At 74.5% G+C, this 23,742-nt stretch carries 28 protein-coding genes, 3 tRNA genes and 1 pseudogene; 14 read left to right on the forward strand and 18 right to left on the reverse strand.

What is annotated here, in order from left to right; all coding sequences use genetic code 11:
• Positions 1 to 361, reverse strand: a 361-nt coding sequence (locus ABD994_RS21430) for a hypothetical protein (RefSeq protein WP_345419838.1), incomplete at its 3' end; no start/stop codon positions are given.
• A gap of 326 nt (positions 362 to 687) precedes the next feature.
• Between ABD994_RS21430 and ABD994_RS21435 the strand changes: the two genes are divergently transcribed.
• The gene (locus ABD994_RS21435; protein WP_345419841.1) at positions 688 to 1,044 is read left to right on the forward strand and encodes a hypothetical protein; all 357 of its coding nucleotides are present in this window, start codon (positions 688 to 690) and stop codon (positions 1,042 to 1,044) included.
• Here ABD994_RS21435 and ABD994_RS21440 read toward each other — a convergent pair.
• From ABD994_RS21440 to ABD994_RS21460, 5 genes are all read right to left on the reverse strand, one after another.
• The gene (locus ABD994_RS21440; protein WP_345419844.1) at positions 1,041 to 1,799 is read right to left on the reverse strand and encodes an SDR family NAD(P)-dependent oxidoreductase; all 759 of its coding nucleotides are present in this window, start codon (positions 1,797 to 1,799) and stop codon (positions 1,041 to 1,043) included. The two genes, ABD994_RS21435 and ABD994_RS21440, sit on opposite strands and share 4 nt — an antisense overlap.
• 10 nt (positions 1,800 to 1,809) lie before the next feature.
• The gene (locus ABD994_RS21445) at positions 1,810 to 2,820 is read right to left on the reverse strand and encodes an acetamidase/formamidase family protein (RefSeq protein WP_345419847.1); all 1,011 of its coding nucleotides are present in this window, start codon (positions 2,818 to 2,820) and stop codon (positions 1,810 to 1,812) included.
• A gap of 35 nt (positions 2,821 to 2,855) precedes the next feature.
• Positions 2,856 to 3,245, reverse strand: coding sequence for a hypothetical protein (locus ABD994_RS21450; protein ID WP_345419850.1), 390 nt, complete (start codon positions 3,243 to 3,245; stop codon positions 2,856 to 2,858).
• Between the two features lie 104 nt (positions 3,246 to 3,349).
• Entirely contained in the window at positions 3,350 to 5,137 is a 1,788-nt protein-coding gene (locus tag ABD994_RS21455) for a serine/threonine-protein kinase (protein ID WP_345419853.1), read from the reverse strand.
• Between the two features lie 70 nt (positions 5,138 to 5,207).
• Entirely contained in the window at positions 5,208 to 5,867 is a 660-nt protein-coding gene (locus tag ABD994_RS21460) for a DUF1707 SHOCT-like domain-containing protein (RefSeq protein WP_345419856.1), read from the reverse strand.
• Positions 5,868 to 5,923: 56 nt separating this feature from the next.
• Between ABD994_RS21460 and ABD994_RS21465 the strand changes: the two genes are divergently transcribed.
• Together ABD994_RS21465 and ABD994_RS21470 are read left to right on the forward strand one after the other, a co-directional pair.
• Positions 5,924 to 6,856, forward strand: coding sequence for a DUF3048 domain-containing protein (locus tag ABD994_RS21465; protein WP_345419859.1), 933 nt, complete (start codon positions 5,924 to 5,926; stop codon positions 6,854 to 6,856).
• Between the two features lie 30 nt (positions 6,857 to 6,886).
• Positions 6,887 to 7,060: a CsbD family protein gene (locus ABD994_RS21470; protein ID WP_345419862.1), complete on the forward strand. Its 174-nt coding sequence runs from the start codon at positions 6,887 to 6,889 to the stop codon at positions 7,058 to 7,060.
• Between the two features lie 72 nt (positions 7,061 to 7,132).
• Here ABD994_RS21470 and ABD994_RS21475 read toward each other — a convergent pair whose 3' ends face one another.
• Complete coding sequence (locus ABD994_RS21475) at positions 7,133 to 7,378, reverse strand: hypothetical protein (protein WP_345419865.1); 246 nt, start codon at positions 7,376 to 7,378, stop codon at positions 7,133 to 7,135.
• A gap of 292 nt (positions 7,379 to 7,670) precedes the next feature.
• On the opposite strand from ABD994_RS21475, the gene ABD994_RS21480 reads away from it, so the two are divergent.
• Entirely contained in the window at positions 7,671 to 8,006 is a 336-nt protein-coding gene (locus ABD994_RS21480) for a hypothetical protein (protein WP_345419868.1), read from the forward strand.
• Positions 8,007 to 8,133: 127 nt separating this feature from the next.
• Positions 8,134 to 8,850 (forward strand): thermonuclease family protein, encoded by a 717-nt coding sequence (locus tag ABD994_RS21485; RefSeq protein WP_345419871.1) that lies wholly within the window; start codon positions 8,134 to 8,136, stop codon positions 8,848 to 8,850.
• Between the two features lies 1 nt (position 8,851).
• Here the strand turns inward: ABD994_RS21485 and ABD994_RS21490 are convergent, their stop codons facing one another.
• Complete coding sequence (locus ABD994_RS21490) at positions 8,852 to 9,235, reverse strand: VOC family protein (protein ID WP_345419874.1); 384 nt, start codon at positions 9,233 to 9,235, stop codon at positions 8,852 to 8,854.
• A 111-nt stretch (positions 9,236 to 9,346) separates the two neighbouring features.
• Between ABD994_RS21490 and ABD994_RS21495 the strand changes: the two genes are divergently transcribed.
• A complete protein-coding gene (locus tag ABD994_RS21495) occupies positions 9,347 to 9,781 on the forward strand; it encodes a hypothetical protein (RefSeq protein ID WP_345419877.1) in 435 nt (144 codons plus the stop codon).
• A 102-nt stretch (positions 9,782 to 9,883) separates the two neighbouring features.
• Here the strand turns inward: ABD994_RS21495 and ABD994_RS21500 are convergent, their stop codons facing one another.
• From ABD994_RS21500 to ABD994_RS21510, 3 genes are all read right to left on the reverse strand, one after another.
• Positions 9,884 to 10,696: an alpha/beta fold hydrolase gene (locus tag ABD994_RS21500; protein WP_345419880.1), complete on the reverse strand. Its 813-nt coding sequence runs from the start codon at positions 10,694 to 10,696 to the stop codon at positions 9,884 to 9,886.
• 275 nt (positions 10,697 to 10,971) lie between these two features.
• A tRNA-Arg gene (locus tag ABD994_RS21505) sits at positions 10,972 to 11,044 on the reverse strand.
• 45 nt (positions 11,045 to 11,089) lie between these two features.
• Positions 11,090 to 11,179, reverse strand: a tRNA-Ser gene (locus tag ABD994_RS21510).
• A gap of 156 nt (positions 11,180 to 11,335) precedes the next feature.
• On the opposite strand from ABD994_RS21510, the gene ABD994_RS21515 reads away from it, so the two are divergent.
• Positions 11,336 to 12,367, forward strand: coding sequence for a zinc-binding dehydrogenase (locus tag ABD994_RS21515; RefSeq protein ID WP_345419883.1), 1,032 nt, complete (start codon positions 11,336 to 11,338; stop codon positions 12,365 to 12,367).
• A 75-nt stretch (positions 12,368 to 12,442) separates the two neighbouring features.
• Here the strand turns inward: ABD994_RS21515 and ABD994_RS21520 are convergent, their stop codons facing one another.
• Positions 12,443 to 14,182 carry a phosphatidylglycerol lysyltransferase domain-containing protein gene (locus tag ABD994_RS21520; RefSeq protein ID WP_425550097.1) on the reverse strand — a complete coding sequence of 580 codons (1,740 nt, stop codon included), beginning with the start codon at positions 14,180 to 14,182 and terminating at the stop codon, positions 12,443 to 12,445.
• A 33-nt stretch (positions 14,183 to 14,215) separates the two neighbouring features.
• On the reverse strand, positions 14,216 to 14,965 hold the full coding sequence (locus tag ABD994_RS21525; RefSeq protein ID WP_345419886.1) for a dienelactone hydrolase family protein: 750 nt from the start codon (positions 14,963 to 14,965) through the stop codon (positions 14,216 to 14,218).
• Between the two features lie 98 nt (positions 14,966 to 15,063).
• On the opposite strand from ABD994_RS21525, the gene hisC reads away from it, so the two are divergent.
• Positions 15,064 to 16,116, forward strand: a complete 1,053-nt coding sequence (hisC, locus tag ABD994_RS21530) for a histidinol-phosphate transaminase (protein ID WP_345419893.1) — start codon at positions 15,064 to 15,066, stop codon at positions 16,114 to 16,116.
• Between the two features lie 80 nt (positions 16,117 to 16,196).
• Here the strand turns inward: hisC and ABD994_RS21535 are convergent.
• Positions 16,197 to 17,159: pseudogene (locus tag ABD994_RS21535) on the reverse strand (acyltransferase family protein); the annotation flags it as partial.
• A gap of 64 nt (positions 17,160 to 17,223) precedes the next feature.
• Positions 17,224 to 17,874, reverse strand: a complete 651-nt coding sequence (locus tag ABD994_RS21540; RefSeq protein ID WP_345419896.1) for a DUF1990 family protein — start codon at positions 17,872 to 17,874, stop codon at positions 17,224 to 17,226.
• A 151-nt stretch (positions 17,875 to 18,025) separates the two neighbouring features.
• Between ABD994_RS21540 and ABD994_RS21545 the strand changes: the two genes are divergently transcribed.
• From ABD994_RS21545 to ABD994_RS21555, 3 genes are all read left to right on the forward strand, one after another.
• Positions 18,026 to 18,703, forward strand: a complete 678-nt coding sequence (locus ABD994_RS21545; protein ID WP_345419899.1) for a DUF1990 family protein — start codon at positions 18,026 to 18,028, stop codon at positions 18,701 to 18,703.
• A gap of 65 nt (positions 18,704 to 18,768) precedes the next feature.
• Entirely contained in the window at positions 18,769 to 19,986 is a 1,218-nt protein-coding gene (locus ABD994_RS21550) for a low temperature requirement protein A (RefSeq protein WP_345419902.1), read from the forward strand.
• A 74-nt stretch (positions 19,987 to 20,060) separates the two neighbouring features.
• A complete protein-coding gene (locus ABD994_RS21555) occupies positions 20,061 to 20,285 on the forward strand; it encodes a hypothetical protein (protein WP_345419905.1) in 225 nt (74 codons plus the stop codon).
• 43 nt (positions 20,286 to 20,328) lie between these two features.
• On the opposite strand, the gene ABD994_RS21560 is transcribed toward ABD994_RS21555, so the two are convergent.
• On the reverse strand, positions 20,329 to 20,985 hold the full coding sequence (locus tag ABD994_RS21560) for a TetR/AcrR family transcriptional regulator (RefSeq protein ID WP_345419908.1): 657 nt from the start codon (positions 20,983 to 20,985) through the stop codon (positions 20,329 to 20,331).
• Between the two features lie 56 nt (positions 20,986 to 21,041).
• Between ABD994_RS21560 and ABD994_RS21565 the strand changes: the two genes are divergently transcribed.
• Entirely contained in the window at positions 21,042 to 21,536 is a 495-nt protein-coding gene (locus tag ABD994_RS21565; protein ID WP_345419911.1) for a cupin domain-containing protein, read from the forward strand.
• 41 nt (positions 21,537 to 21,577) lie between these two features.
• Positions 21,578 to 22,036, forward strand: a complete 459-nt coding sequence (locus tag ABD994_RS21570) for a VOC family protein (RefSeq protein WP_345419914.1) — start codon at positions 21,578 to 21,580, stop codon at positions 22,034 to 22,036.
• 12 nt (positions 22,037 to 22,048) lie between these two features.
• Here the strand turns inward: ABD994_RS21570 and ABD994_RS21575 are convergent.
• Positions 22,049 to 22,133 (reverse strand) — tRNA-Ser (locus ABD994_RS21575).
• Positions 22,134 to 22,154: 21 nt separating this feature from the next.
• Positions 22,155 to 22,622, reverse strand: coding sequence for a MarR family winged helix-turn-helix transcriptional regulator (locus ABD994_RS21580; RefSeq protein WP_345419917.1), 468 nt, complete (start codon positions 22,620 to 22,622; stop codon positions 22,155 to 22,157).
• An 89-nt stretch (positions 22,623 to 22,711) separates the two neighbouring features.
• On the opposite strand from ABD994_RS21580, the gene ABD994_RS21585 reads away from it, so the two are divergent.
• Positions 22,712 to 23,722, forward strand: a complete 1,011-nt coding sequence (locus ABD994_RS21585) for an NAD(P)H-quinone oxidoreductase (RefSeq protein ID WP_345419920.1) — start codon at positions 22,712 to 22,714, stop codon at positions 23,720 to 23,722.
• Positions 23,723 to 23,742: the final 20 nt, after the last annotated feature.

Here is a 23,742-nt window from a genome sequence, read left to right on the forward strand (position 1 = left end):
CCGGCCGGCTCGCGGGGGCCGCGGTGCCCCGGTCGGCGGCCGTCGCGGGCTCGGCGGGCGGGGTCGCGGCCGACCCGCGGCGGGAGCGGAACGACCCGGTGGACAGTGCCGACGGGAACCCGACCGGCGGCGAGACCGGCGCCGGCTCGGCGGCGAGGCGGGCGCGGACGACGTCGCCGTAGTCGTCGTCGAGTCCCGTGTGCTCGGGCCGGTCGCGGTCCTCGGCGCGGCTGCGCCGCCCGCCGACGGTCGCGCTGTGCGCGCCCCGCGGTCCCTCGTCGAGGTCGTCGGCCCGGTCGGCCGGGTCGACGGTGCCGGCGCCGTGGCGCCGTCCCGACGAGCGCGCGTGTGTGCCCGCCACCGAGCCACCTCCCGTGCCGCTCGTCGTCACCGTGCGTGCTCACGACCGATCGGGGCTGCCGGCTCGGTCGCCGGACCCGGACGCCGGATGTCCGGACCCGCACGAAGGCAACGCGCCACCGCGGCCCACGTCGCGGCCCGGTCGGGGAGGTGTCCACGACCGGGACGCACACTGCGGTGAGTGGTGGTTTGATGTCACTCCGTCGTGGGGGCCGTCCACTGGTCCCGGACCGGTGCGGTGAGTGGCGACCCCCGTCACGGACGGCTAACGGCGGGCCGAGATCGACCGATGACCGCAGCGACGATGCCCCGGCGAGAGGACCAGGCATGGACCCGGACCACGACCAGCCCCCGTGGGTGCCGCAGCCCCGTGCGGGCGGCGGCGAGCCCGGCGGCGGATGGTTCCCCCTCGTGCCGGCCCCCCGCGTCGCACCCGACCTCGAGCGGATGCCCGGCCGCGTGGCGACCCTCGACGCGCCGGCCGAGCGCTCCGCCGGGTCCACCGCCCCGTCCACCGAGCTCGTGCCCGTCCCGCGTCGCTCCGGCGTGGTCGCTGTGCGTGACGCCGGCGTCCCGGGCTTGCTGCGCGCCTGGGGCCGCACGGTCGCCCGGCTCGTCCACGCCGCCCTCGACGGCGTGCGCTCGCTCCTCGACGCGCTCGTGCCCGCGCCGGCCTCGCGCTAGAGCTGCACCCCGCGCGTCAGCGCGCCGTCGACGACCAGGTTGGTGCCGCTGATGAACGTGGCCGCCGGGCTGGCCAGGAACGTCACCGCCCGGGCGATCTCCTCGGGCCGCGCCATCCGGCCGGTCGGGTTGAGCCCGAGGGCGTGGGCGTAGAGGTCCGGGTCGTTCGCCTCGATCGACTCCCACACGCCGCCCGCGAAGTAGACGTTGCCGGGCGAGACGGTGTTGGCCCGCACCCGGCCGGCCAGCTGGTGGGCGAGGCCCTGCGTGTAGTGCACGATCGCGCCCTTGAACGTGCCGTAGGGGCCGGCCGCGAAGTCGATCTCGCGCCCGGAGACGCTCGAGATCGTCACGATCGCGCCCGCGTCGCTCGCCTCCAGCGACGGCAGCGCGGCCTCGACCAGGCGGACGGTGCCGAGCATGTCGGTCTGGAAGGTCGCCGCCCAGTTCTCCTCGGTCGACGGGATGGCCAGCGCCGAGACGTTGGCGACGACGGCGTCGATCCCGCCGTGGGTCTCGGCGCACGAGCGCACCCAGCCACCCAGCGCGTCCCCGTCGGCGATGTCGACCGCCGTGCCGTGCACGTCGTGCCCGGCGGCGCGCATCTCCTCCTCCGCGGCCCGCACACCGTCGGCGGTGCGGGCGCAGAAGGCGACGGTCGCGCCCTCGGCGGCGAGCGCCTCCACCACCGCCCGCCCGATGCCGCGGCTGCCGCCGGTGACCAGGGCGGTCCGGCCGGTGAACTGGAGATCCATGGTGAGCTCCTCAGGTCAGCGAGGCCGCACGGGACCGCAGGTCCGCGTGCAGGCCGTCGTACGGGCGCAGGCCGGGCACCAGCGTCTTGGACACCTTCGTCACCGCGCTGTAGTTGGTGTCGACGACGTTGGCCAGGGGCGCGAGGGCCGTCTGCGTGAGCAGCTGGTAGGCGTCGAGCCGGTCGAGGCCCAGCAGGCCGCCGAGCCACGAGATCATCTCGACCTGGCTGATGCGCCAGGCGTCCTCGAGGGGCCGGGACGAGCCGACGACGACGATCTCGTCGTCGTTCTCGAGCCGGGGCCACAGCGGCGCCGGGGCCTGGTCGGCCTTGATGAGGTCGACGATCAGCGTGACGTCCATGGCGCCCTCCACCGCGGTGCCGCACGCCTCGCCCTCGCCCTGTCGGTAGTGCCCGTCGCCGACGGAGAAGATCGCGCCGGGGGTGTTCACCGGCAGGTAGCAGGTGGCGCCCGCGCGCATCTCCGGGGTGTCCATGTTGCCGCCGAAGGCGTCCGGGGTGAGCGACGAACGCACCTCGCCCATCGCGGGCGCGACACCGACCGTGCCGAGCATCGGGGCGAGCGGCAGGTCGATCGACAGGTCCGAGCGCCGGGCCGAGAACGTGACCGTCCGCCGGGCGGTGTCGACCTCGTAGATCCAGGTGCGCTCCTCGAGGGCGTCCTGGAGCAGCGCGGTGCGGTCGGTGCCGGTGAGGCCGCCGAAGAACGGCACGAGCGTCGAGGCGCCCTGGCCGCGGGCCGGGGTCAGGTCGACCAGGTGCAGCACGAGCGTGTCGCCCGGCTCGGCGCCGCGGACGGCGAACGGGCCGGTCTGGGGGTTGAGGAAGCCGATCCGCAGGTTCGCGCTCGCGAGGTCGTCGACCGTGGTCAGGGCGCCGTTGAAGGCGTCCTCGCACCACAGCCGCAGCACCGTGCCCGGCGCGACCTCGCGGACGGGCGCGGCCCCGCCGAAGGTGTAGACGTACTCGGAGCGTTCCGGGCGGTACTCGACGACGTCCACGGTCTCTCCCCTGGTGTTCGGGTCCGGTGTTCGCGTCAGTACTCGTCGGACCCCGTGAGCGCGTGCTCGAGCTGGTCGGCGATGCGCGTGACCAGCCGGAACGGCGCGTCGAACTCCGCGAACGACAGGTCCTCGAGCGGCGTGGCGTGGCGGAACACCGCGACGCCTCCGACGGCCGCGGCGCCGCCGACGACGGCGTCCTCGGCCAGCTCGAGCAGCCGGCGGGCGTCGATGTCGTCGAGCCGACCGATCGGCGACTCGATCTGCAGCCAGTCGTGCCCGTCGACCTCGCCCTTGTGGTGCACGTACACCAGCTGCGTGCGGTCACCCGACGTCGGGAGCCGGAACGTCAGCCCGTGGGCGTTCTGGGCCATCACCTCGTAGCGCACGCGGACCCAGGTCACCAGGTCGTCCCACGAGGCCACCGACCACTCACCGTCCTCACGCTTCGTGCCGGCGCCGGAACGGCGGACCGGGCGGAGAGATCGCACCGTAGCAGCGCTGCGCCCGCGCGCCCGCCCGTCCTCGGTCACCGCACGCCACCGCCGACCAGCCGGTCCCAGCCCGCCGGCGCGACGGTCGCGGTGGCCCCGCTGCGGTCGAGCAGGCGCAGCAGCGCGGCGCCGTCGCGGGGGCGGTCGCCGATCTCCTGGGCGGTCGCCCGGCGCAGCACCGGCACCAGGCGCGGCGAGAGCCGCTGGACCGCGGCGAAGGCCTCCGGGCCCGGGCCGTCGAGGATGCGGCGGGCGATGTCCAGGATGTTGTCGCCGTCGAACAGGTGGTCGCCGCGGGCCGCGAACACGACGCAGCACGCCCAGGCCCAGACGTCGGTGGCGGGCACCGCGCCGTTGCCCGTGACCTGCTCGGGGGCCATGTAGCCCGGCGTGCCGACCATGTTGCCCGCGGGCGTGTGGTGGGTCTGCCCGACGACGCGGGCGATGCCGAAGTCGACGACCTTCGGCCCCGCCGAGGTCAGCAGCACGTTGCCGGGCTTGAGGTCGCGGTGGGTGATGCCGTCGGCGTGCAGGGCGGCCAGCGCGCGGGCCAGCGCGATCGCCGTGCGCGTCAGCATCTCGCCGTCGGTCACCGCGCCCGAGGCCGCGACGAACGCGTGCAGGGACGGCCCGTCGAGGCGCTCCATGACGATGTAGGGCATCGAGCCGTCGAAGCCGACGCCGAGGACGCGCGCCGTGTAGTCGCCGGTGACCTTCTGCAGCGTCTGGCCCTCGCGCAGGAAGCGGGTGCGGGCGTCGACGTCGTCGAGCAGGTGCGGCGCGAGGACCTTGATCGCGACCGAGCCGTGGGTGCCGGCGCGGTGGCCCAGGTAGACCGTGCCCATGCCGCCGGAGCCGAGGCGGCCGGTGAGCGTGTACTCGCCGACGCTGCGCGGGTCGTGCGGCGTCAGCGGCTGCTCGGGCGCCGCGAGGTCCACCAGGCGCGTCGACGGCCCCACGACCGGCGGCGCCGGGGCCGGGCGCTGCGAGGGCGGCGGGACCGACGGGCGTCCCGGGGTCGGGCGCGGCGGCAGGGCGGGCCGCTCGGACGCCGCGGGCTCGGCGCGCCGGCGGCTGCGCAGCAGGCGCCGCTCCTTCACCGCGGGCAGGCGGGCGGCGCGCAGGGCCTCGGGCACGACCGGTGCCTCGCGGCAGGCGCGCGGCCGCCCGGTCCGGGAGACCACCTGCTGGGCCACGAGGAACAGCGCCGCGCCCAGCCCGGCCCCCGGCGCCGCGAAGGAGCCGGCGACCAGCACGAGCACGCCGAAGAGCACCGCGCCGAGCACGATCGTCGCCTTGCCCCGGCTGGTCGGCCACGGGCGCGTGACGGGCATGGCCCGCCGGCGCTCGAGGTCCAGCCCGCCGACGTAGAGGCCGGCCGTCGCGAGCGCGAGCACCGTGAGCACGACGAGGCCGCCGATCGTCACGGTCGGGCCGGTGGTGGCCGGAGCCGGCAGGCCGGCGTCGTCGAGCCGCCGGACGAGCGCGCGCAGGGCGGTGCGGCGACCCTCGGCGAGCTGGTCGGCGACGAGCGCGACGGTCAGCGCCCCCACCGCGACGGTGATCGCGGCGGTCAGCGCCGTCAGGCCCACCGCGCGGGGGATCGGCAGGTCGGCGGCGCGGTGCAGGTGGCGGCGGGCGCGGCGCCGCTCGGCCCCGGTGAGGCGCGCGACGCGGTCGGTGACCACGCGGTCGACCAGCATCGCGGTGCGGCGGTACGCCGCGGCCCGGCGGTGCAGTGGCGCCATGAGGAGGCCCGTCAGGACGCCCACGGCGACCACGACGAGGACGGGCAGCCCCGGGCCCAGCTCCGCCAGCCCCACCTCGAGCCTCCTCGTGTGCTCGCCGGGTCCCCGACGGACCCCGCTCCCGCGACGTTACCGGGGGGCCGGATCAGTCCGGTGTGCGTCGGCCCGGCGTGGCGTCACCCTCACGCGTCACGGTGGTCTTTCGGCGTCCCGGTAGCCCCGGGCGCCACCGTGGTCTCCGCGGGTGGCGCAGGACGACGTCCCCGAGGCTGTGCCGGCCGCGCACCACGACGTGCGGGACGCCGCGCTCGCGCCGGTGGTGGGTGTCGTCCTTGACCTTCCCGGCGGCGATGCGCAGCTCGTCGACGTCGGCCGTGCCGTGCTCGGGGACGATCAGCACCGGGGAGCAGAGGCCGGTCGCGAGCTCGACGACGACCACCGGCGTGGTGAACTCGGCGCCGGAGAAGTCGAGCGTCACGCCCCCGACCCAGCTGTGCACGCGCACCAGCGGCGGCACCCGCCAGTAGCCGCGCCGGGTGATCGACCCGGCGAGCCCGGCCTGCAGGTCGAGCACGTCGACGGGCCGGGTGGCCTGCAGCGACGCGCCGGGGAGGTCGTCGAGCAGGCCCTCGAGGTCGCGCCGGACCCGCGCGGCCAGGGCGGCCGCGCTGCGGTCGCTGTACTCGCCCGCGGTGATCTGGCCGGAGACCATCGCGCGGGCGAGGAACTGCTGCACCTGCTCGCGCTCCACGTCGGAGACGCGCAGCGCGGCGGGGTCCCCCGGCTCCGGGCTCGCTGACGTCACGTCGTGATGATAGGGCGCCGCCGGCAGCGCGCCGGGGGTCGCGAGGGAGGTGGGCGGTGGGCCGGGGCGTCCTGGCGGCGGTCGCGCTGGCCCTGCTCGTCGCGGGGTGCGCCCCGAGCGGCCGGACCTCGCCGCTGACCGGGCTGACCGCGTCCGCCGACGCGCCGGTGCTGGCGGTCAAGGTCGACAACTCGCCGGCCGGGCGCCCGTGGACCGGCGTCGAGGACGCCGACGTCGTCTACGTCGAGCCGGTCGAGGGCGGCACGACGCGCCTGCTCGCGGTGTTCTCGTCCCGCCTGCCGGCGTCGGTGGGTCCGGTGCGCAGTGCCCGCGAGTCGGACGTGACGGTCCTCGCCGCCTACGGCCACCCCGCCCTCGCCTTCTCCGGCTCGGCGCCGGAGCTGGCGCCGACGCTCGCCGGCGCGCCCCTCGCCACCGTCACCCCCGAGACCGCGGCCGGGGCGTTCCGCCGCGACCCCGGCCGGCGTGCCCCGTCGAACCTCTACGCCGACCCGTCCGCCCTCCTCGCCGCGGCGTCCTCGGCCGGTGGGGCGACCCCGCCGCGCGACGTCGGCTTCCGCTTCGGGGCGCTGCCCGCGGGCGGCGACGTCGTGCGGGAGCGCACCGTGTCGTTCGGCTCCGCGGAGATGGGCCTGTCGTGGGACGCGGTCCGCGGGCGGTGGATCGTCGAGCCGGGCGGCGGCGGACCGGTCGTCCCGGCCACCGGCGGCGACCCGGTCGGCGCGGCGACCGTCCTGGTCCAGCGCGTCACGACGCGGCCGTCGGCCATCCGCGACGTGGCCGGCGCCGTCTCGCCCTACGCCGTGACCGTCGGCGACGGCGACGCCGAGGTCCTGCGCGACGGCCGGGCTTTCCCGGCGCGCTGGTCGCGTCCGGCCCCGACCGACCCCACCGTCGTCCTCGGCGCCGACGGGCGGCCCGTCCCGTTCGCGGCCGGACCGCTGTGGGTGCTGCTGGTGCCGGTGTGAGGACCCCACTGGATCGGGTACCACCACGCCATGGGTGCTGACGACAAGATCGACAACAAGGCCGACAAGCTCAAGGGCAAGGTCAAGGAGGCGGCCGGCACCGCCCAGGGCGACGAGGAGCTGCGCCACGAGGGCAAGGCCGACCAGACCAAGGGCGACATCAAGCAGGCCGGCGAGAAGATCAAGGACGCGTTCAAGTCCTGATCGCGCCGCCGCGCACCACGGCCCCGGGGACCATCGGTCCCCGGGGCCGTCCTGTGTGCTCAGTCGGTGTCCTCAGTACCCCCGCGACTCGCGGCGCCCGGTGAACGCGTAGACGGGCGTCCCGTCCTGGTCGTGACGCGCCAGCCGGTGCACCGCGAAGACGTTGATGCCCGGGATGGAGCCGCCGAAGATGTCGTTGACCTTCTGGCGCGGCCCCTTCTCCACCAGCACGAGGAACTCCTCGGGCAGGTTGGCGCCCTCCGCGAGGGAGAGGTCGTGGTGGCCCTGACAGGGGCCGTCGGCGAGTCGGATCCGCACCGGCCCTCCCCTCGTTCGACGCTGATCGGGGCCATGGTGGCACGACCGTCGCCCGAGGTCAGATGATCTGGGCCCGCTCTTTGCACATGGATTTGCACATGCAAGGATGATCGCCGCCGGTCATGCCCCCCGTGATCGGCTACGGACCCGGTCGGTGTCCCCCCGCCGACCGGGTCCCCCTCCACCCGTCGGGCGAGCGCGGTGTCACGCCCGCCGCGGTCCCGGCAGGGATTGGACCGGGTCCGCAGCGGACATCCTCATCGCGAATCCCCCAGCGATGATGAGAGCGGACGTGCAGAAGGACGAAGCGGCGGCGCGGCTCGCGCGGCAGGCGTCGGACGCCCTGGCCGAGCTGCTCGAGCACGTCCGCGAACGTCCCACCACCGGCGACCGCTTCGACGCCTGCAGCGAGTCCCTCGACGAGCTCGCCCGGGCCGTCACCGCCATCGGCGAGATCGTCGACGGCTGCACCTCGCGCGCGCAGGCCGAGGAGGACCCCGACGGCGTCGCGGCCCGGACGCGCGAGCTCGCCACGGCCATCGTCCGCCGCCGCAACTCCCTGCTCGCCGAGAACGCCGCGGTGCGGCTGCGCCGCACCGGCCCGGTGCCGGTGCGCCGGGTGGGCTGACGACCGTTCGGCACCGGGAACAGACCGGCCGCCCCGTTCACCGCGTCCCTGCCCTCGCGGTGCTCGTTGGCCCCGTGTGCCCGATCCGCGTCGTGCGTGCCTGCTCGTCCCCACCCTCCTCGGTCTCGTGGCCGTCGCCGCGTGCGGACCGGAGGCGACCACACCGAGCGCGGCACCGGTCGCGCCGGCCGCGGCCACCCAGGAGCAGGTCCAGCTGGCCCGCGTCCTCGACGGCGACACTGTCGTCGTCGCCGACGGACGCACCGTCCGCGTCCTCGGCATCGACGCCTGCGACCTCGGCACTGCCGCGGGCGACCAGGCCCGCCGTCAGGCAGAGAGCCTCGTCGCGTCCGGCCGCGCCGCGCCGGTCGTGCTGCGCAGCGAGCCCGGCGTCGACCGCACCCCCGACGGGCTGCTCCTGCGTCACGTCGAGATCGCGGGCACGGACTGGGGACGCGAGGAGGTGCCCTACGAGCACACGGGCGTCGCGCTCGTCGGCGGGGCCACGGCCTACGTCGACGAGCTCCGCGGCCTCGACACGCGGATGTCGACCAGCACCCCGCCCGTGGGGCGCGCGTGCGACGACGTCCTCGCGACGACGTCGAGCACGACCACCACGACCTCCCGCAGCTCGGCCACCGATGACGGCGACCCGGACCGGCGCTACCGGCCGCGGAGCACCGGCGACGACGACAGCGACGGCGGGTCCCGCCGGAGCAGCTCGGGCGGCAGTTCGGGCGGCAGCTCGGGGGGCAGCTCGGGGGGCAGCTCGGGCGGGGACGGCCACCCGTGCCGCCCCGGGGAGCGGGACGGCGACGGCGACGGTCGCTGCGGCGAGCGCTGACCTACGCGCCCGCCGCGCCGCCGAACCCGACCTCGTTGCCGTCGGGGTCGCGGAAGACGACCTTGCGGATGCCGCCCGGGTAGTCCTCCTGCCGGTCGGGCTCCAGGCCGGCGGGGAGCGCGGCGGACAGATCCGGAGGGAAGATCGTCAGCTCTCCATGGCCCGCGTGCTCCGGGTCCTGCTTGATGTAGAGCCAACGGTTCTCGGCGAGCTCCCACACGGCCTCGGTCTCCGAGGCGAGGAACGACGGCGCGCGGCCGAACAGCCGCTCGTACCAGGCCCGCGACGTCGCGAAGTCACGGACGAAGAGCCCCGCGAACAGGGCGAGCGCATCGGACATCGTCTCCCCGGCCACTTCCGAGTACTCCCCTGCGAGATCTGACATCGCCCGGTCGTCCGGCAACACCCTTGTGTTCGGAAGCTATACACCGCGCTCGTTCAGCGGCTGGTGTTCATCGCTCGTTCAGCGGAACGTCGTTGCTTGCGATTGCACTGGGTGATCACGCAGAAGGACAGGGACGAGGCAGGTGCCATGGACGGGTCGCGCTGGGTCAGGTCATCGCTGGTCATCACAGCAGCCGCAGGGATTTCTCTCCTCCTCGGCGCCGCACCGGCGTCCGCGATCACTGTCAATCCTCCCGGCTACGTCGAGCACACCAACCCCACTGACGACCCCGGGGCCTGTTTCTTCGAGCCGGGCGACGTGCCCGGGATCGACGTGCAGTTCGAGGCCACCTGCACCTTCGTCCACGAGCCGACCGGCAACCTCAGGGTCGTGGCCCGGGCACGCGTCCCCGCCGGCTACACCGTCGCGTCGCCGTTCCATGGCTCTCTCAACTGCACCTTCAACGGGGTGGAGAGCTCAGGCACGATCATCGCCACGAAGAGCGGACAGGTCACGGCGACGTGCGTCGTTCCCGGAGGCGCCTGACACGTGCTGGCGGCCGCCGAGAGGTGACCGCAGGCACGTGTCAGCATCGCCGCCCAGGACCTGACGGACAGCTCTCGTGCCCGACAAAGCCAGGCCGACCCGTCACGCGGTCACGGAGGCGCGCCTGGGTGTGGTCGTTTCGTCGTCCTCCGGCTCTGGAAGCCCCGCCCAGAAGGCCGTCAGGGCCTGGGCGACCGGCGCGGGCGTCTCCTCCGGCCACCAGTGGCCCACGCCCTCCAGGTGCACGGCCGTCGCGCCGGCCTGACCCGCGGCCCACTCGTGCTGCACGACCGTCCCGCTGGCCCGGTCGAGGTCGTCGACGGCGATGAGGGCGAGCCCCGGGCGCTGCGCGGCGTTCGCGAGGAGCCGCCCCGCGTCGGCCATCGCCGGCTGCCGCGCGGACCGCAACAGCCTCAGCACGGCGCCGCCCATCTCGGGGTCCATGCCGGCCGCGACCCGCTCCGCCATGCGCCCGGTCATGCCGAGAGCCGACGTCACCGCGAGCCGCTGCGCCAGGTCGCCACCCCAGATCTCCCGGACCGACGCCTCCCCCGGGCCCTCCTGCTGCCAGACCTGCGCCCGCGGGTGCCAGACGTAGTCGGGTGCGAACACGCCCAGGGCGTCGGAGGCCCAGCTGCGGATCAGGTCCGGACGACTCATCGCCAGCGACGCGACGTGGATACCGCCCCAGTCGTGGCCGACGAGGTCGACGGGGGCACGGAACAGCTCGAGCTGGGACGCCAGCCAGTCGCGGTGGGACGTGGCCGATCCGTCGAAGCCGCGGGGTGCGGGAACGCCGAACCCGGGCGGGGAGAGGACGACCGCGTCGGCCCGGTCCAGCTCGCCGATGAGCGGTCCCCAGACGGCCGCGGACTCGGGGTTGCCGTGGACGAGGACGAGCGGGGTGTGCGGCACGAGATCACCTCTTGGATACTTGCTATTCGGTTCACAAGTATCGTAGCACCACGTGTCCGGAGAGGAAGTGGGAACACGACAACGGGTCGGCGACGGCCAGGGGCCGGCGTCGGCGGCTCCCTCACGGCACGACCAGCTGGTGTGGGCGCCGTGGACGTCTACGGCCAGGTCTCGCTCGCCACGACGGGCCGCGCTGCTACACGAAGCCGCTGTACAGACGAAAACAGCGGGGGCATCGCTGACGCGATACCCCCGCTGAGCTGCCTCGACCGGCGCGCGCCCGAAGGGATTCGAACCCCTAACCTTCTGATCCGTAGTCAGATGCTCTATCCGTTGAGCTACGGGCGCAGGTATGTGGTTGTGGATGCCCCGACCCTGTCCGGACCGCGGCTGCGGAGGCTCCGGGATTTGAACCCGGGAGGGAGCCGAACTCCCAACCGCATTAGCAGTGCGGCGCCATAGACCAGACTAGGCGAAGCCTCCCGAGGTCCCCCTGGGGCCTCCGACGACGAACAGTACACACCGCCGTCCACGCCGTCGGGCGCCACCCCCCGCCGCGCGTGACGTGGCCGGCGTCGCGGGTCGCCGTCCCTGAGCTCGGGTAGCCCACAACCGAATCATCCCGGAGGAGGTACCGCGTTGAAGGCGACGCTGATCTACGGAGCGGGCGACGTCCGGGTGGAGGACGTCCCCGACCCGACGCTGCAGAACCCCACCGACGCGATCGTGCGGATCACGCACTCGTGCATCTGCGGCAGCGACCTGTGGCCCTACAAGAGCCGCGAGCAGACCGAGCAGGGCGCCCGCATCGGCCACGAGTTCATCGGCATGGTCGAGGAGACCGGCTCCGACGTGGGTCGCGTCCAGAAGGGCGACCTCGTCGTCGCCCCCTTCTTCTACGCCGACGGCACCTGCGAGTACTGCCGGGCCGGCCTGACCACCGCGTGCCCCAACGGCAGCGCGTGGGGCGCCGAGACGGACGGCGGCCAGGGCGAGGCCGCCCGCGTGCCGTTCGCCGACGCCGTGCTGATGAAGCTGGACGTGCCGCACGACTCGGCGCTCATGCCGAGCCTGCTGACGCTGTCGGACGTGTTCGGCACCGGTCACCACGCCGCGGTGTCGGCGGCGGTCGGGCCCGGCAAGGACGTCGCGGTCATCGGCGACGGTGCGGTCGGCCTGCTGGCCGTGCTGGCCGCGAAGCGCCTCGGCGCCGAGCGCATCGTCCTCATGGGCCACCACAAGGACCGCACGGACCTCGGCCGCGAGTTCGGCGCGACCGACGTCGTCGAGGAACGCGGCGAGGAGGGCGAGCAGAAGCTGCGCGACCTGCTCGGCAGCGACGGGGTGCACTCGGCGATCGAGGCCGTGGGCTACGAGCAGTCGCTGACCTCGGCGATCAACGTCACCAAGCCCGGCGGCCACGTCGGCATCGTCGGCGTGCCGCAGAGCGGCGAGCTGCCCAACCTGGCGGCGAAGTTCACCAAGAACATCACCATCGCCGGCGGTATCGCGCCGACCCAGGCGAACATGCACGAGCTCCTGCCCGACGTGCTCGACGGCACGGTCGAGCCCGGCCGGGTGTTCGACCGCACGATCCCCCTCGACGAGACGCCCGAGGGCTACCGCGCGATGAACGCCCGCGAGGCCCTCAAGGTGCTCGTCAGGCCATGATCCCGCGGCAGCGAACGCGCTGTTCGTGCGCATAGAAGCAGCGAACAGCGCGTTCGCTGCGTCAGGCAGGCGCGCTCAGGTCCGGCGCAGCAGGCGCAGGAGGGTCGGGGGGCGGCCGCCGTAGCCCTCCGCCTCGAACGCAGCGACGGCGATGCGCGGGAGGTCGCGCACGGCGTCGAAGACCAGGAACCGCGGCACCCAGACCGGGCCGAAGCGGGCGTTGAACCGGTAGAGCGTGTCGATCTGCCACCACCGCGACGCGATGCGCAGCAACCGCGCCCAGAGCCGGGCGACGGGGCCCGCGCCGATCTTCTCGCCGCGCTCGAGCGCCGAGCGGAACACCGCGAAGTTCAGCGACACCCGGTCGACGCCGAGGCCGCGGCAGGCGGCGAGCAGGTCGGCGATGAGCAGCTCGTTGAGGCCGTTGTCGGGCACCGCGGGGTCGCGGACCATGAGGTCGAGCGAGAGCCCGTCCTCGCCCCACGGCACGAACTGCAGCAGGCCGCGGGTGCTGCCCTCGGCGGTGGCGACGACGATCACCGCGTCCGGGTCGGCGTCGCCGTCGAGGGCCCGCGACAGCGCCATGGAGAAGCCGCGCTCGGCCGGGCTGCCCCGCCAGCTCGCGACCAGCTCGCGCAGGGCCACGAGCTCCTCGTCCGGCACGTCCCGCAGGCGCCGCACCGACGTCTCGTACCCCGCGCGCCGGACCCGCGAGACGGCCTGGCGCACCGTGCGCATCGACCGACCCTGCAGCGAGAACGTGGCCACGTCGACGACGGCCTCGTCGCCCAGCTCCAGGGCGTCGAGCCCGCCCTCCCGCGCCCACACCCGCGCTCCGGCCTCGGAGCACCCGAGCACGGCGGCGACCCAGCCGTAGCGGCGGCAGGTGTCGAGGAACTCACCGATGGCGCCCGGCCAGGCCTCGAGGTCGCCCAGCGGGTCGCCCGACGCCAGGGCCACGCCCGCGACGACGCGGTAGGCGACGGCCGCCTTGCCCGACGGCGAGAACACGACGGCCTTGTCGCGGCGCAGCGCGAAGTAGCCCAGGGAGTCCGCGCGGCCGTGGCGGGCCAGCAGCTCGCGGATGCGCGAGCCGTCCTCCTCGGTGAGCGCCGGGCGCGGCTCGGCCGAGCGCAGCAGGAAGTACCCGCCGAGCACGAGCGCGGCGATGCCGAAGGTGAGGCCCAGGACGGCGGTCAGGTCGTCGAACCAGAGCGCCCGGAACTCGACGGGCCCGCTCACGCCGACCAGCGACAGGGCCGCCTGCGCCAGTCGCTCCCCCACCGTCGGCCGCCCGACGAGCAGCGACGGCCGGACGAACAGCAGCAGGGTGACCACCAGGAAGCCGCCGAGCAGCATCTGCACCACGACGCGCACCGCGGCGAGCCGCCCGACGGGGTCGGGCATCGCGGTGAACTCCCGGCGGGTGAGCAGCAGCCCGACGAGCAGCACGAGCGTCACCACCGTCGGCGCGATGACGTGCCGGCCGACCACGTGCGAGACGACGAGCAGCACGCAGGCCACGACCGCGAGCTGCCAGGCGCGGCGCTTGCGGCGCCGCAGGCCCGTGGCCAGCATCATCAGTCCGACGCCGAGGGTCGCGACGACCGCCGTGCCGACGAACGTGGCCTCCGGCGGCAGCCCGAACCACGTCGCTGGCTGCAGCCGCCGCCGCAGCAGCGGCGCGACCAGCGACAGGATCGTCAGCAGGCCCGCGATGCGTGCGGCCCACGTGACGACCCGGGCGATCCGCCGCCCGCGGAAGCGGGCGAAGCGGCCCTCGGCGGCCTCCGCGGTGGGGCTGTCCGTCTGCACCCCCGACGCCATGTCTCCTCCGGTCGGTGCGCGCTAGCGCAGGTGCGCGTCCAGCCAGTTCAGCACACGGCTGCGCGCCTCCATCTTCGTCGCCTCCGCGGACCCCTCGTCCAGGGGATCCGGTTGGACGCCGGCCTGCTCGTCGGCGTCGAAGCGGTGCTCCCGCGACGGGTAGACGACGACGTCGACGACCCGGCCGGACGCGTGCGCGGCCGCGCGCAGGCGGTCGACCTCGGCGGGGTCGACCGGGTCGCCGCGCTCGCCGTAGAGCCCGAGCCACGGGCAGGTCAGCTCGCCCACCACGTCGAGCAGCGCGGGGAGGCCGGAGGCGAGGGGCTCCGCGACGCCGGCGGCGGACACGGTGACCACGGCACCGAGCGAGCGCTGCGCGGCCACGACCAGCGCGGCGGTGGCGCCGAGGTCGAAGCCGAGGACGGCCATCCGGTCGGAGGTGACGCCGCGGTCGGCCAGCATCCCGAAGGCGGCGTCGGAGTCGGCGAGGACCGACTCGCCGGTGACCGCGGCGGCCCCGCGGTCGGCCGCCTCGTCGTCGCCGGTGTGCTCGTCGATGCCCGGGTCGTCGCGGTGGTAGAGGTGGGGGGCGATCGCGAGCCAGCCCTCGCCCGCGAGGGCCTCGACGATCGCCTGCGTGCGCGAGGTGACCCCGCGCGACTCGTGGAGGACCACCACGCCACCCCGCACGGCACCGTCGGGCTCGCCGATCGTGACCCGCAGCTGGGTCTCGTCGACCAGCGGGATCGTCTCGGTGCGGGTCGGCGTCATGTCCTCAGCCTTCCACGTCGCGGGGCCGCCGTCCTGCGCGCCCTGGCGATCACGACTCGCCCGGGGGCGAGCCGTGGACAGCCGTTTACCGTGGTGACGTGCCCGTGCGACTGCGTGACGACCTCGCCGCCCTGCCCACCTACGTCGCCGGCCGCACGGTCCCCGGCGCGGTGAAGCTCGCCAGCAACGAGATGCCGCTGCCGCCGCTGCCCGCCGTGCGTGCGGCGGTGGAACGGGCCGTCGAGGCCGGCAACCGCTACCCCGACATCGCGGTCACCACCCTGACCGCGCGCCTGGCCGAGCACCACGGCGTCGAGCCCGCCCGGATCGCGGTCGGCTGCGGGTCGGTGGCGCTGTGCGGGCAGCTCGTGCAGGCGGTGTGCGCGCCCGGCGACGAGGTCGTGTTCGCGTGGCGGTCGTTCGAGGCCTACCCGATCGTCGCGCTCGCGGGCCACGCGACGGCCGTGCGGGTGCCGCTGACCGCGGGCCACGTCCACGACCTCGACGCCATGGCCGACGCGATCACCCCGCGCACGAAGATGGTCTTCGTCTGCAACCCCAACAACCCGACGGGCACGGCGGTCGGCGAGGACGCGCTGCGGGCGTTCCTCGCCCGCGTGCCCTCCGACGTGCTGGTGGTGCTGGACGAGGCCTACCGCGAGTTCGTCCGCGACCCCGACGTCCCCGACGGCTTGGCGCTCGCCGCGGAGTACGACAACGTCTGTGTGCTGCGCACCTTCTCCAAGGCGCACCGGCTGGCCGGCCTGCGCGTCGGCTACGCCGTGGGGCCGGCCGAGCTGGCGGCGGCGCTGCGGGGGGTCGCGGTGCCGTTCGCCGTGTCGTCGCCCGCCCAGGCGGCCGCGCTCGCCGCGCTCGACCACCTCGACGAGCTGCTGGCCGACTGCGCCGCGGTGGTCGGCGAGGTCGGGCGGATGACGTCGGCGCTGCGCGCCCTGGGGTACGAGGTGCCGCCCTCACAGGCCAACTTCGTCTGGCTGCCGCTGGGCTCCCGCGCGCTGGAGTTCGCCGAGCACGCGCTGGAGAACAAGGTCGTCGTGCGGGCGTTCGACGGCGACGGCGTGCGGGTCAGCGCCGGCACGCCCGAGGAGGTCGACCTGTTCCTCGCGGCGGCGGGCTCCTTCGCGCTCTGAGGCGTCCGAGCGGTCCGCTGGGACGGGCGACGCACCAGCCAGCGGTGCGCCGGGCGCTCGACGAGCACCGTCAGCAACCAGCCCAGCACCACGGCGGTGGCGACGACGAGCGCGAGGCGCCACCAGCCGTGGTGCCCGAACCGCGCCTCGAACGCCCAGGCCACGAAGTAGCCGATCTGCTGGTTCATCAGGTACACGCCGTAGGAGATGCCGGCGAGCCAGGTGACGACCCGCGGCAGCGGTCCCACCCGCAGCACGCTCCAGTCGCGCCCGGCCGCGGCCGCGGCGATGCCGACGACGGCCAGGGCGAGCACCAGGGTGGAGGGCAGGTCGGGCGTGTGCAGGTCCTCGGCGACCAGGCCGGCGACGACGAGCGCGGCGAGGTGCACGAGCCCGATCCGCCCCCGCGACCAGAGCCACACGGCGAGACCGATCCCGAAGCACTGCCAGCGGAACATCACCAGGCCGTGGAAGACCGTCGAGAACCCGTCGTCGGCGGCGCCGAGCTCCATGATCACGAGCGGGACGGCGATGACGCCCCACGCCATCGCCGGCAGCGTCCACCGGCGGCGCCAGAACCCCCGCCCCACGGCCGCGGCGGCCGCCGCCGCGAGGGTGAACATGGCCAGCTGCGCGGGCAGCGTCCAGTACGAGTGGTCGAGGTAGACGACGGCCGGATCCCAGGTCTGCAGCAGCAGGAGGTTCCCGACGAGGTCGCGGCCGGTCGGGTACCAGTAGCCGTACTGCGCGGCCCACAGCGTCGCCAGGTACGTCAGCAGCACCGCGACGACGTAGGCGGGCAGGAGGCGGGCGAGCCGGTCGACCCACCACCGTCCCGGCGGGCGCGTGGCGAGCGTGACGCACACGAAGTAGGCCGAGATGACCATGAGCGTGTTCGCGCCGGCCTCGACGAACCAGGCGAACGGCATGGGCGGCAGCCACGGCATGACCCCGACGACGGAGTAGGTGGCGTGCTGCACGACGACGCTCGCGACCGCGACGACGCGCACGACGTCCCAGCTCAACTGCCGGGTTCGACTCACAGCCGCCGGAAACTAGGAACGGATCCTGTGAGGAAGCTGAGACGACACCACGCCGGGCCTGAGGTCATCGCCCGTCCAGCTCCTCGGGGGGTACCCGACGGGTGATCTCGCGCACGGGACCCTCCCGGCGGGCCCCGAGCAGGCGCACCGCGCCGAGGCAGAACTGCACCCACAGCCCCGCCTGGATCTCCTGGCCGACGGCGAGGAACCGGTAGACGACCTCCGCCGCGCGGTCCCCGGCGCGGGACCACACCTCGATGGTGACGTCCACGCGACCCGGACCCACGTCGTCCGCGCGGAACTCGATCTGGCCCGCCTCGAGGTGGCCGTCGAGCGTGCCGAAGCGGAACGACCGCTCGGTGCGCGCGAGCACACGCACCGGCCCGTCCCACGGCGCCGGCATGTAGACGCGGTACTCGTCGCCGACGAGCATCCGGTCGGGCTGTCCGCTCTCGCGGGAGAACGTGACGGCGTGCGGCGGCGCGCCGCGGTCGAGGTCGCGGGCGAGCACGTCGATCACGTCGCGGGCCTCCCCCGCCGCGTTGACCGCGCGGACGGTGAAGCACCGGTGGTAGAGCGGGCCGAACCCCTCGGCGTACGTCTTGGTGCGGGCGTCGACGAGCGCGAGCGGCCACGGGGCCGGCAGGTCCGTGGCGCCGCCGTGCTCCCGCCGCCGCTCGGTCACCGGCAGCGCGCGCAGGTGGCGACCGAGCATGATCAGGGCGCCCCACCCCCGACGGAGTCGGCCGAGCGGGGGGCGGCGGGAGAGCAAGGGTCGGGGCGACATCACCAGTGGGTAGCCGCCGCGCGATGGCACCATGCCCCGTCCACCCCGCCCGCGTCGTCACCCCCCGGAGGAGCCCCGCGTGAGGATCACGGCCCACCCCGCCCCGGACCGTGGTCTGCGCGAGATCGCCGCGTACGACCTCAACTACGACCCCGCCGAGACCGACGGCACGGGCTGGCACCACGACCGGGTGCGCCACCTGCTCGGCGACGAGGACCCCGGCGAGCCGGTCCCCGGCGGGCCGTTCGAGATCGCCCGCGGCCTCGTGCACGACTACGAGTTCGCCGAGCCCGCGATCATGCACGCGTACTTCCACGCCGACGCCCCGCTGGTCGGGCGGGACATGCTGCTCGAGGGCCGCTTCCTCTTCCTGCGCTTCCCGATGGGCGTCCGCGTCGACGTCGAGGTCGACGAGGTGCGCGACCGCGCCGACGGCACGCGCGAGCGGTCCTGGGGGTGGAGCTACCGCACCCTCGAACACCACCTCGAGCGCGGCCGGCTCGTCTACGAGGTGGTGAAGAACCTGGACACCGGGCGCGTCGAGTTCGTGATCACCGGTGTCTCCAGCCGGGCCAGCATCACCAACCCGGTGATCGCCCTGGGCTTCGGCGTCTTCGGGCGGGTGACCCAGAAGCGGTTCTACCGCGCCGCCGGCCACCGGCTCGCGCGCCTCGTCGCGGCGATCTCCCGGGGCGCCGAGCGGCCGGTGCCCCGCCGTATCGGACCGGGCGACATCGTGCTCGCGCCCACCGGCTGAACCGATTGCCCCGCGGTGGGGCATCGGCCAGGCTGCCCCCGACTGGTCCGCCCGCTGGGGGAGACATGAGCGAGACGACCTCGCCGGTGACGCGCCGGCCCTGGCACCGGCTGATGGGTGCCCGCGACCCGCACGAGCGCTCACGCACGGCGACCCCGCTCGAGCTGCTGTTCGACCTCGCGTTCGTCGTCGCGATCGCCCGGGCGGCGGCCGAGATGCACCACGCGATCGCGGAGGAGCACGCGGTGGCCGGGATCCTCGGCTACCTGCTGGTGTTCTTCGCCATCTGGTGGGCGTGGATGAACTTTACGTGGTTCGCGTCGGCCTACGACTGCGACGACGTGCTCTACCGCGTGCTGACCCTCGTGCAGATGGCGGGCGTCCTCCTGCTGGCCGTCGGGGTGCCCGCGGTGTTCCGCGACTTCGACATCTCGCTCGTCGTCGCCGGCTACGTGGTCATGCGCGTGCCGATGATCGTGCAGTGGTTGCGGGCAGGGCGGGAGGACCCGGCGCGCGCCCGCACGTGCCGCACCTACGCGCTCGGCATCGGGGTCCTGCAGGTGCTCTGGATCGGGCTCGTGTTCGTCCCGACGCCCTGGGCCTACGTCGGGCTCGTGGTGCTGATCGCCGGCGAGCTGGCCGTGCCGACCTACGCCGAGCTCCGGGGGACACCGACCACCTGGCACCCCGAGCACATCGCCGAGCGCTACGGGCTGCTGACGCTCATCGTGCTCGGCGAGGTCATCCTCGGTGTCACCAACGCGATCAGCGGGGCATTCACGACCGGCTTCTCCCTCCCGCTGCTCGCGCTCGCCGTGGGCGGCCTGCTGCTGGTGTTCGGGATCTGGTGGACGTACTTCCTCGGCGGCGACGAGGAGGGACTGACCACCCTGCGCATCGCGCTGGCCTGGGGCTACGGCCACTACTTCGTGTTCGGGGCCATCGGCGCGCTCGGCGCCGGGCTCGAGGTCGCGGTCGACGCCGAGGAGCACGTGGCCCACGTCGGCTCGGTCGGGGCGGCGCTGTCGGTGGCGATCCCGGTCGCGATCGTGCTCGTCGTGCTGGCGTCGCTGCGGGCGCTCGTCTGGTCGCGCGAGACCCGCAACCCGGTGCTGATCGGCGTGCTCGTCGTGCTCCTGCTCGCGTGCGGCGTCCTCGCGGGGGTGGTCGGGGTCGGCGTGGCGGTCCTGCTCATGGGCGTCGTGCTCGCCGCCGGGCTCGCGACGTTCATCGCCCTGGCGTCGCGCCGGGCCGCCCGGGCCGGGGTCGACGCCGCGTCGTGACCCCGCTCCGGTGGTGCGCCACCGGTTTTCGGGGCACCCTCGGTGGACCCGCAACGGCGGCCGAGGGGTGCGTGATGGCTGACGACGACGAGACACCGGCCGACGCCGAGCCGGATCCGGCCCTGGCCAAGGCCGTCGACGACGCCCTGAAGCGCGAGGTCTGGGCGCAGCTCGCGCCGCGGTTCCAGGAGCTCACCTTCGAGAGTCGGCGCCTGCAGCCGCCGCGGCACCGCACGGACGTCGACGACATCCTCGACAGCATCCGCAACCAGGACCCGAACGAGGAGCGCCCCGACTGACCCAGGTCGGCCCTGCTCGGGGTCGCGGCACGTACCTCGTGGGTCAGAGGCGGAGCTGGTCCCCGGGGAGCAGCGCCGCCTGCATCTGGCGGGCGAGCCACCGCCGGTGCTGGTCCTCGGGCCACCCGCGCTCGTGCACGAGCGCGCCGTACAGCGCCGGGTCGTTGAGCACCCAGAGCGCGTCGATCGCGTGGTCGTCGGTGAGGTCGTCGCGCAGGGGGCCGGTTTCGCGGGCGCGCCGGACCACCATCCGCGCCCCGAGGCGCCGGTTGTGGAGGAGCCCGGCCCACAGCTCGGCGAGCTCGGCGGAGTCGGCGGCGGCCTGGTGGACGACCTCGAAGATCCGCGCGGCGCGGCGTCCGATGACCGTGCAGACCCCGGCGTAGGCGTCGAGGACGCCCGCGGGGTCGCCGGCCTCCCACACCGGCGCGAACCACGGGCGGTCGGCCACCGGCACCGGCTCGTCGTCACCCGCGAGCGCCTCGTCGACGACCTGGCGCAGCAGCGCCGGCTTCGACCCGAACGCGGCCGCGACCGTCGGGCGGGCGACCCCCGCCGCGTCGGCGACCTCGCGCAGGGAGGACGCCGTGTAGCCGCGCTCGGCGAACATCGCCGCCGCCGCGGCGACGACGGCGCGCCGGGTGCGCTGCGCGGCCTCCTCGCGCACGGCCGACCGGTAGCGGCGCTTGACCTCGCCCATTCGGTGAGCATACTCGCGTCTATTGGTTAGACACCGTCTAGTGAAAGGCTCGGAGCATGACCTCCACCAGCGCCCGCCCCCTCCACCGCCGCCCCGACGAGGGCGAGGCGCTGTGGTTCCTCGGCAACTTGGTCACGATCAAGGCCGGGCGCGCGGACACGCGCGGCCGGCTCACCGTCGCCGAGTTCGTCAACCCGGCCGGCTTCGCGCCGCCCCTGCACCGCCACCTCGAGGAGGACGAGGCGTTCTACGTGCTCGCGGGCGCGGCGCGGTTCCGGTGCGAGGAGCAGGTGTTCGACGCCGGGCCGGGCGACTTCGTCCTGCTGCCCGTCGGGAAGCCGCACACGTTCCTCGTCGGTGGCGATGAGCCCCTGCGGGCCCTGCAGATCACCACGCCGGGCGGGTTCGAGGACTTCGCGGCGGAGGTCGGGGAGCCGGCCACACGGCGCGAGCTCCCGGCGCCGGGACCTGTCGACCCGGAGCGTCTCGGGCACGCCGCAGCGCGGCACCAGCTCGAGCTCCTGGGCCCGCCGCCGGTCGCGATCCCGTAGGTCCTTGACCTCGACGAAGGTCGAGTTCCTAGCGTCGCCGCATGGCTTCCGACGCGCCCACGCGCTACCGCGACACGGTCATCCCGCACGTCATGGTCGACGGCGCCCGGGCGGCCATGGAGTTCTACCGCCACGCCTTCGGCGCCGAGGAACTGTTCACGATCGACGCGCCCGACGGCTCGGTCGTCCACGCCGAGATGGCCATCGGTTCCTCGGTCTTCATGCTCGGGGATGCCGCTCCGCCGTTCGTCCCGCCGGGCCCGCACGGCAGCACCGTCGGCCTGCACGTGTACGTGCCCGACGTCGACGGGCTCGCCGCCCGGGCCGCGGCGGCCGGCGCCGAGCTGCTCCAGGAGCCCACCGACATGTTCTACGGCGACCGCACGATCATGCTGCGGGACCCGTTCGGCCACGTCTGGGTCTTCCTCACCCACCGCGAGGACCTGCCGACCGAGGAGATCGTCGCCCGCGGGCGGGCGCTGCTCGGGCATCCGTCCTGACACGGTGCGGGGCGGAAGCGGGGGGATTCGAACCCCCGGTCACTCTCGTGACGTCCGCTTTCAAGGCGGATGCAATCGGCCGCTCTGCCACGCTTCCGCGGGCCAGGGTAGGGGCAGGTCAGGAGTCGGCGCGCAGCTTGGTCACCACGCGCTCGAACACGTCGCCGATGACGCGGCGCTCGTGGTCGTCCAGCAGGTCGACGAAGTGGGCGCGGACGCCCTCGAGGTGGTCCGGCGCCGCGCGCTGCAGCACCTCGAAGCCGTGCTCGGTGAGGACGGCGAACACGCCGCGGCCGTCGGAGGGGCAGAGCTCGCGGCGCACGAGGTCGTCGTTCTCGAGCCGCGAGACCTGGTGGGACAGCCGCGACTTCGACGCGACGACCTCCTCGGCGAGCAGGCTCATCCGCATCCGGTGCCCGGGCTGCTCGGAGAGGCGCACGAGGATCTCGTAGTCGGCGAGCGAGAGGCCGTGCCGATCGGACAGCTCACGGTTGAGCCGCCCGGCGAGCAACGCCTGGCCCGCGATGTAGTTGCGCCACGCGTGCCACTCGACGGGGTCGAGCCAGCGGGGCTCCTGCTCGGCCATCCCGCCAAGATACTGCGGATCGCGTACCCGCGGTACGAGACGCGGCAGGACACAGCGGCGCGCCGCCGACGCCGTTACCGTCGCGCCCCGTGTACGCGATCGAGATCAGCGAGTTCGGCGGCCCCGACGTCCTGCGGTGGGTCGAGCACCCCGACCCGGAGCCGGGTCAGGGCGAGGTGGTCATCGACGTCGTCGCCTCGGCGGTCAACCGCGCCGACGTCATGCAGCGGCAGGGCAACTACCCGCCGCCGCCCGGCGCGTCGGAGATCCCGGGGCTGGAGTGCTCGGGACGCATCTCGGCGGTCGGCGCCGGGGTGAGCGACTGGTCGGTCGGCGACACCGTGTGCGCCCTGCTCGCGGGCGGCGGCTACGCCGAGAAGGTCGCGGTGCCCGCGGCGCAGGTCATGCCGATCCCCGAGGGCGTCTCGCTGACCGACGCCGGCGGGCTGCCCGAGGTCGCCTGCACGGTGTGGTCGAACCTCGTCGTCGCCGGTCGCCTGCGCTCGGGCGAGACGCTGCTCGTGCACGGCGGGACGGGCGGGATCGGCACCCACGCGATCCAGGTGGGCAAGGCCCTCGGCGCCCGCGTGCTCGCGACCGCCGGCTCGCCCGAGCGTCTCCAGACCTGCCTGGACCTCGGCGCCGACGTCGCCATCGACTATCACGACGACCTGCCCGCCGAGGTCGCGAGCGCCACCGACGACCGCGGCGTCGACGTCATCCTCGACAACATGGGCGCCTCCGGGCTCCAGGCGAACCTGGCCGCGCTGGCCACCGGCGGCCGTCTCGTGATCATCGGGCTGATGGGCGGCGCGAAGACGGAGATCAACCTGGCGTCGATGCTCGGCCGTCGGCTCTCGATCGGCGCGACGACGCTGCGCGGGCGCGAGGTCGAGGGGCCCGACGGCAAGGGCGCCATCGTCGCCTCGACGCGCGAGGAGATCTGGCCGCTCATCGGTCAGGGCCGCGTCCGGCCGGTGATCCACGAGTACGTCCCGGTCGCCGAGGCGTCCCGGGCGCACGCGGCGCTCGACGCGGGCGGGGTCGTCGGGAAGCTGATCCTGGTCGTGCGCGACGAGGACGAGGTGCTGCGCGGCTGACCGGACCGCAGTGATCGTGG

The sequence above is a fragment of the Actinomycetospora chlora genome, from assembly GCF_039542135.1.
Lineage (GTDB): Bacteria > Actinomycetota > Actinomycetes > Mycobacteriales > Pseudonocardiaceae > Actinomycetospora > Actinomycetospora chlora.

What these genes read in the sequence shown, in the direction of transcription:
- ABD994_RS21435 (WP_345419841.1), top strand. Translation starts at nt 688, where the DNA reads ATGGACCCGGACCACGACCAGCCCCCGTGGGTGCCGCAGCCCCGTGCG.
- ABD994_RS21440 (WP_345419844.1), bottom strand. Translation starts at nt 1,799, where the DNA reads ATGGATCTCCAGTTCACCGGCCGGACCGCCCTGGTCACCGGCGGCAGC.
- ABD994_RS21470 (WP_345419862.1), top strand. Translation starts at nt 6,887, where the DNA reads ATGGGTGCTGACGACAAGATCGACAACAAGGCCGACAAGCTCAAGGGC.
- ABD994_RS21490 (WP_345419874.1), bottom strand. Translation starts at nt 9,235, where the DNA reads ATGTCAGATCTCGCAGGGGAGTACTCGGAAGTGGCCGGGGAGACGATG.
- ABD994_RS21525 (WP_345419886.1), bottom strand. Translation starts at nt 14,965, where the DNA reads ATGACGCCGACCCGCACCGAGACGATCCCGCTGGTCGACGAGACCCAG.
- ABD994_RS21540 (WP_345419896.1), bottom strand. Translation starts at nt 17,874, where the DNA reads ATGCTCGGTCGCCACCTGCGCGCGCTGCCGGTGACCGAGCGGCGGCGG.
- ABD994_RS21550 (WP_345419902.1), top strand. Translation starts at nt 18,769, where the DNA reads ATGAGCGAGACGACCTCGCCGGTGACGCGCCGGCCCTGGCACCGGCTG.
- ABD994_RS21555 (WP_345419905.1), top strand. Translation starts at nt 20,061, where the DNA reads ATGGCTGACGACGACGAGACACCGGCCGACGCCGAGCCGGATCCGGCC.
- ABD994_RS21560 (WP_345419908.1), bottom strand. Translation starts at nt 20,985, where the DNA reads ATGGGCGAGGTCAAGCGCCGCTACCGGTCGGCCGTGCGCGAGGAGGCC.
- ABD994_RS21565 (WP_345419911.1), top strand. Translation starts at nt 21,042, where the DNA reads ATGACCTCCACCAGCGCCCGCCCCCTCCACCGCCGCCCCGACGAGGGC.
- ABD994_RS21570 (WP_345419914.1), top strand. Translation starts at nt 21,578, where the DNA reads ATGGCTTCCGACGCGCCCACGCGCTACCGCGACACGGTCATCCCGCAC.
- ABD994_RS21580 (WP_345419917.1), bottom strand. Translation starts at nt 22,622, where the DNA reads ATGGCCGAGCAGGAGCCCCGCTGGCTCGACCCCGTCGAGTGGCACGCG.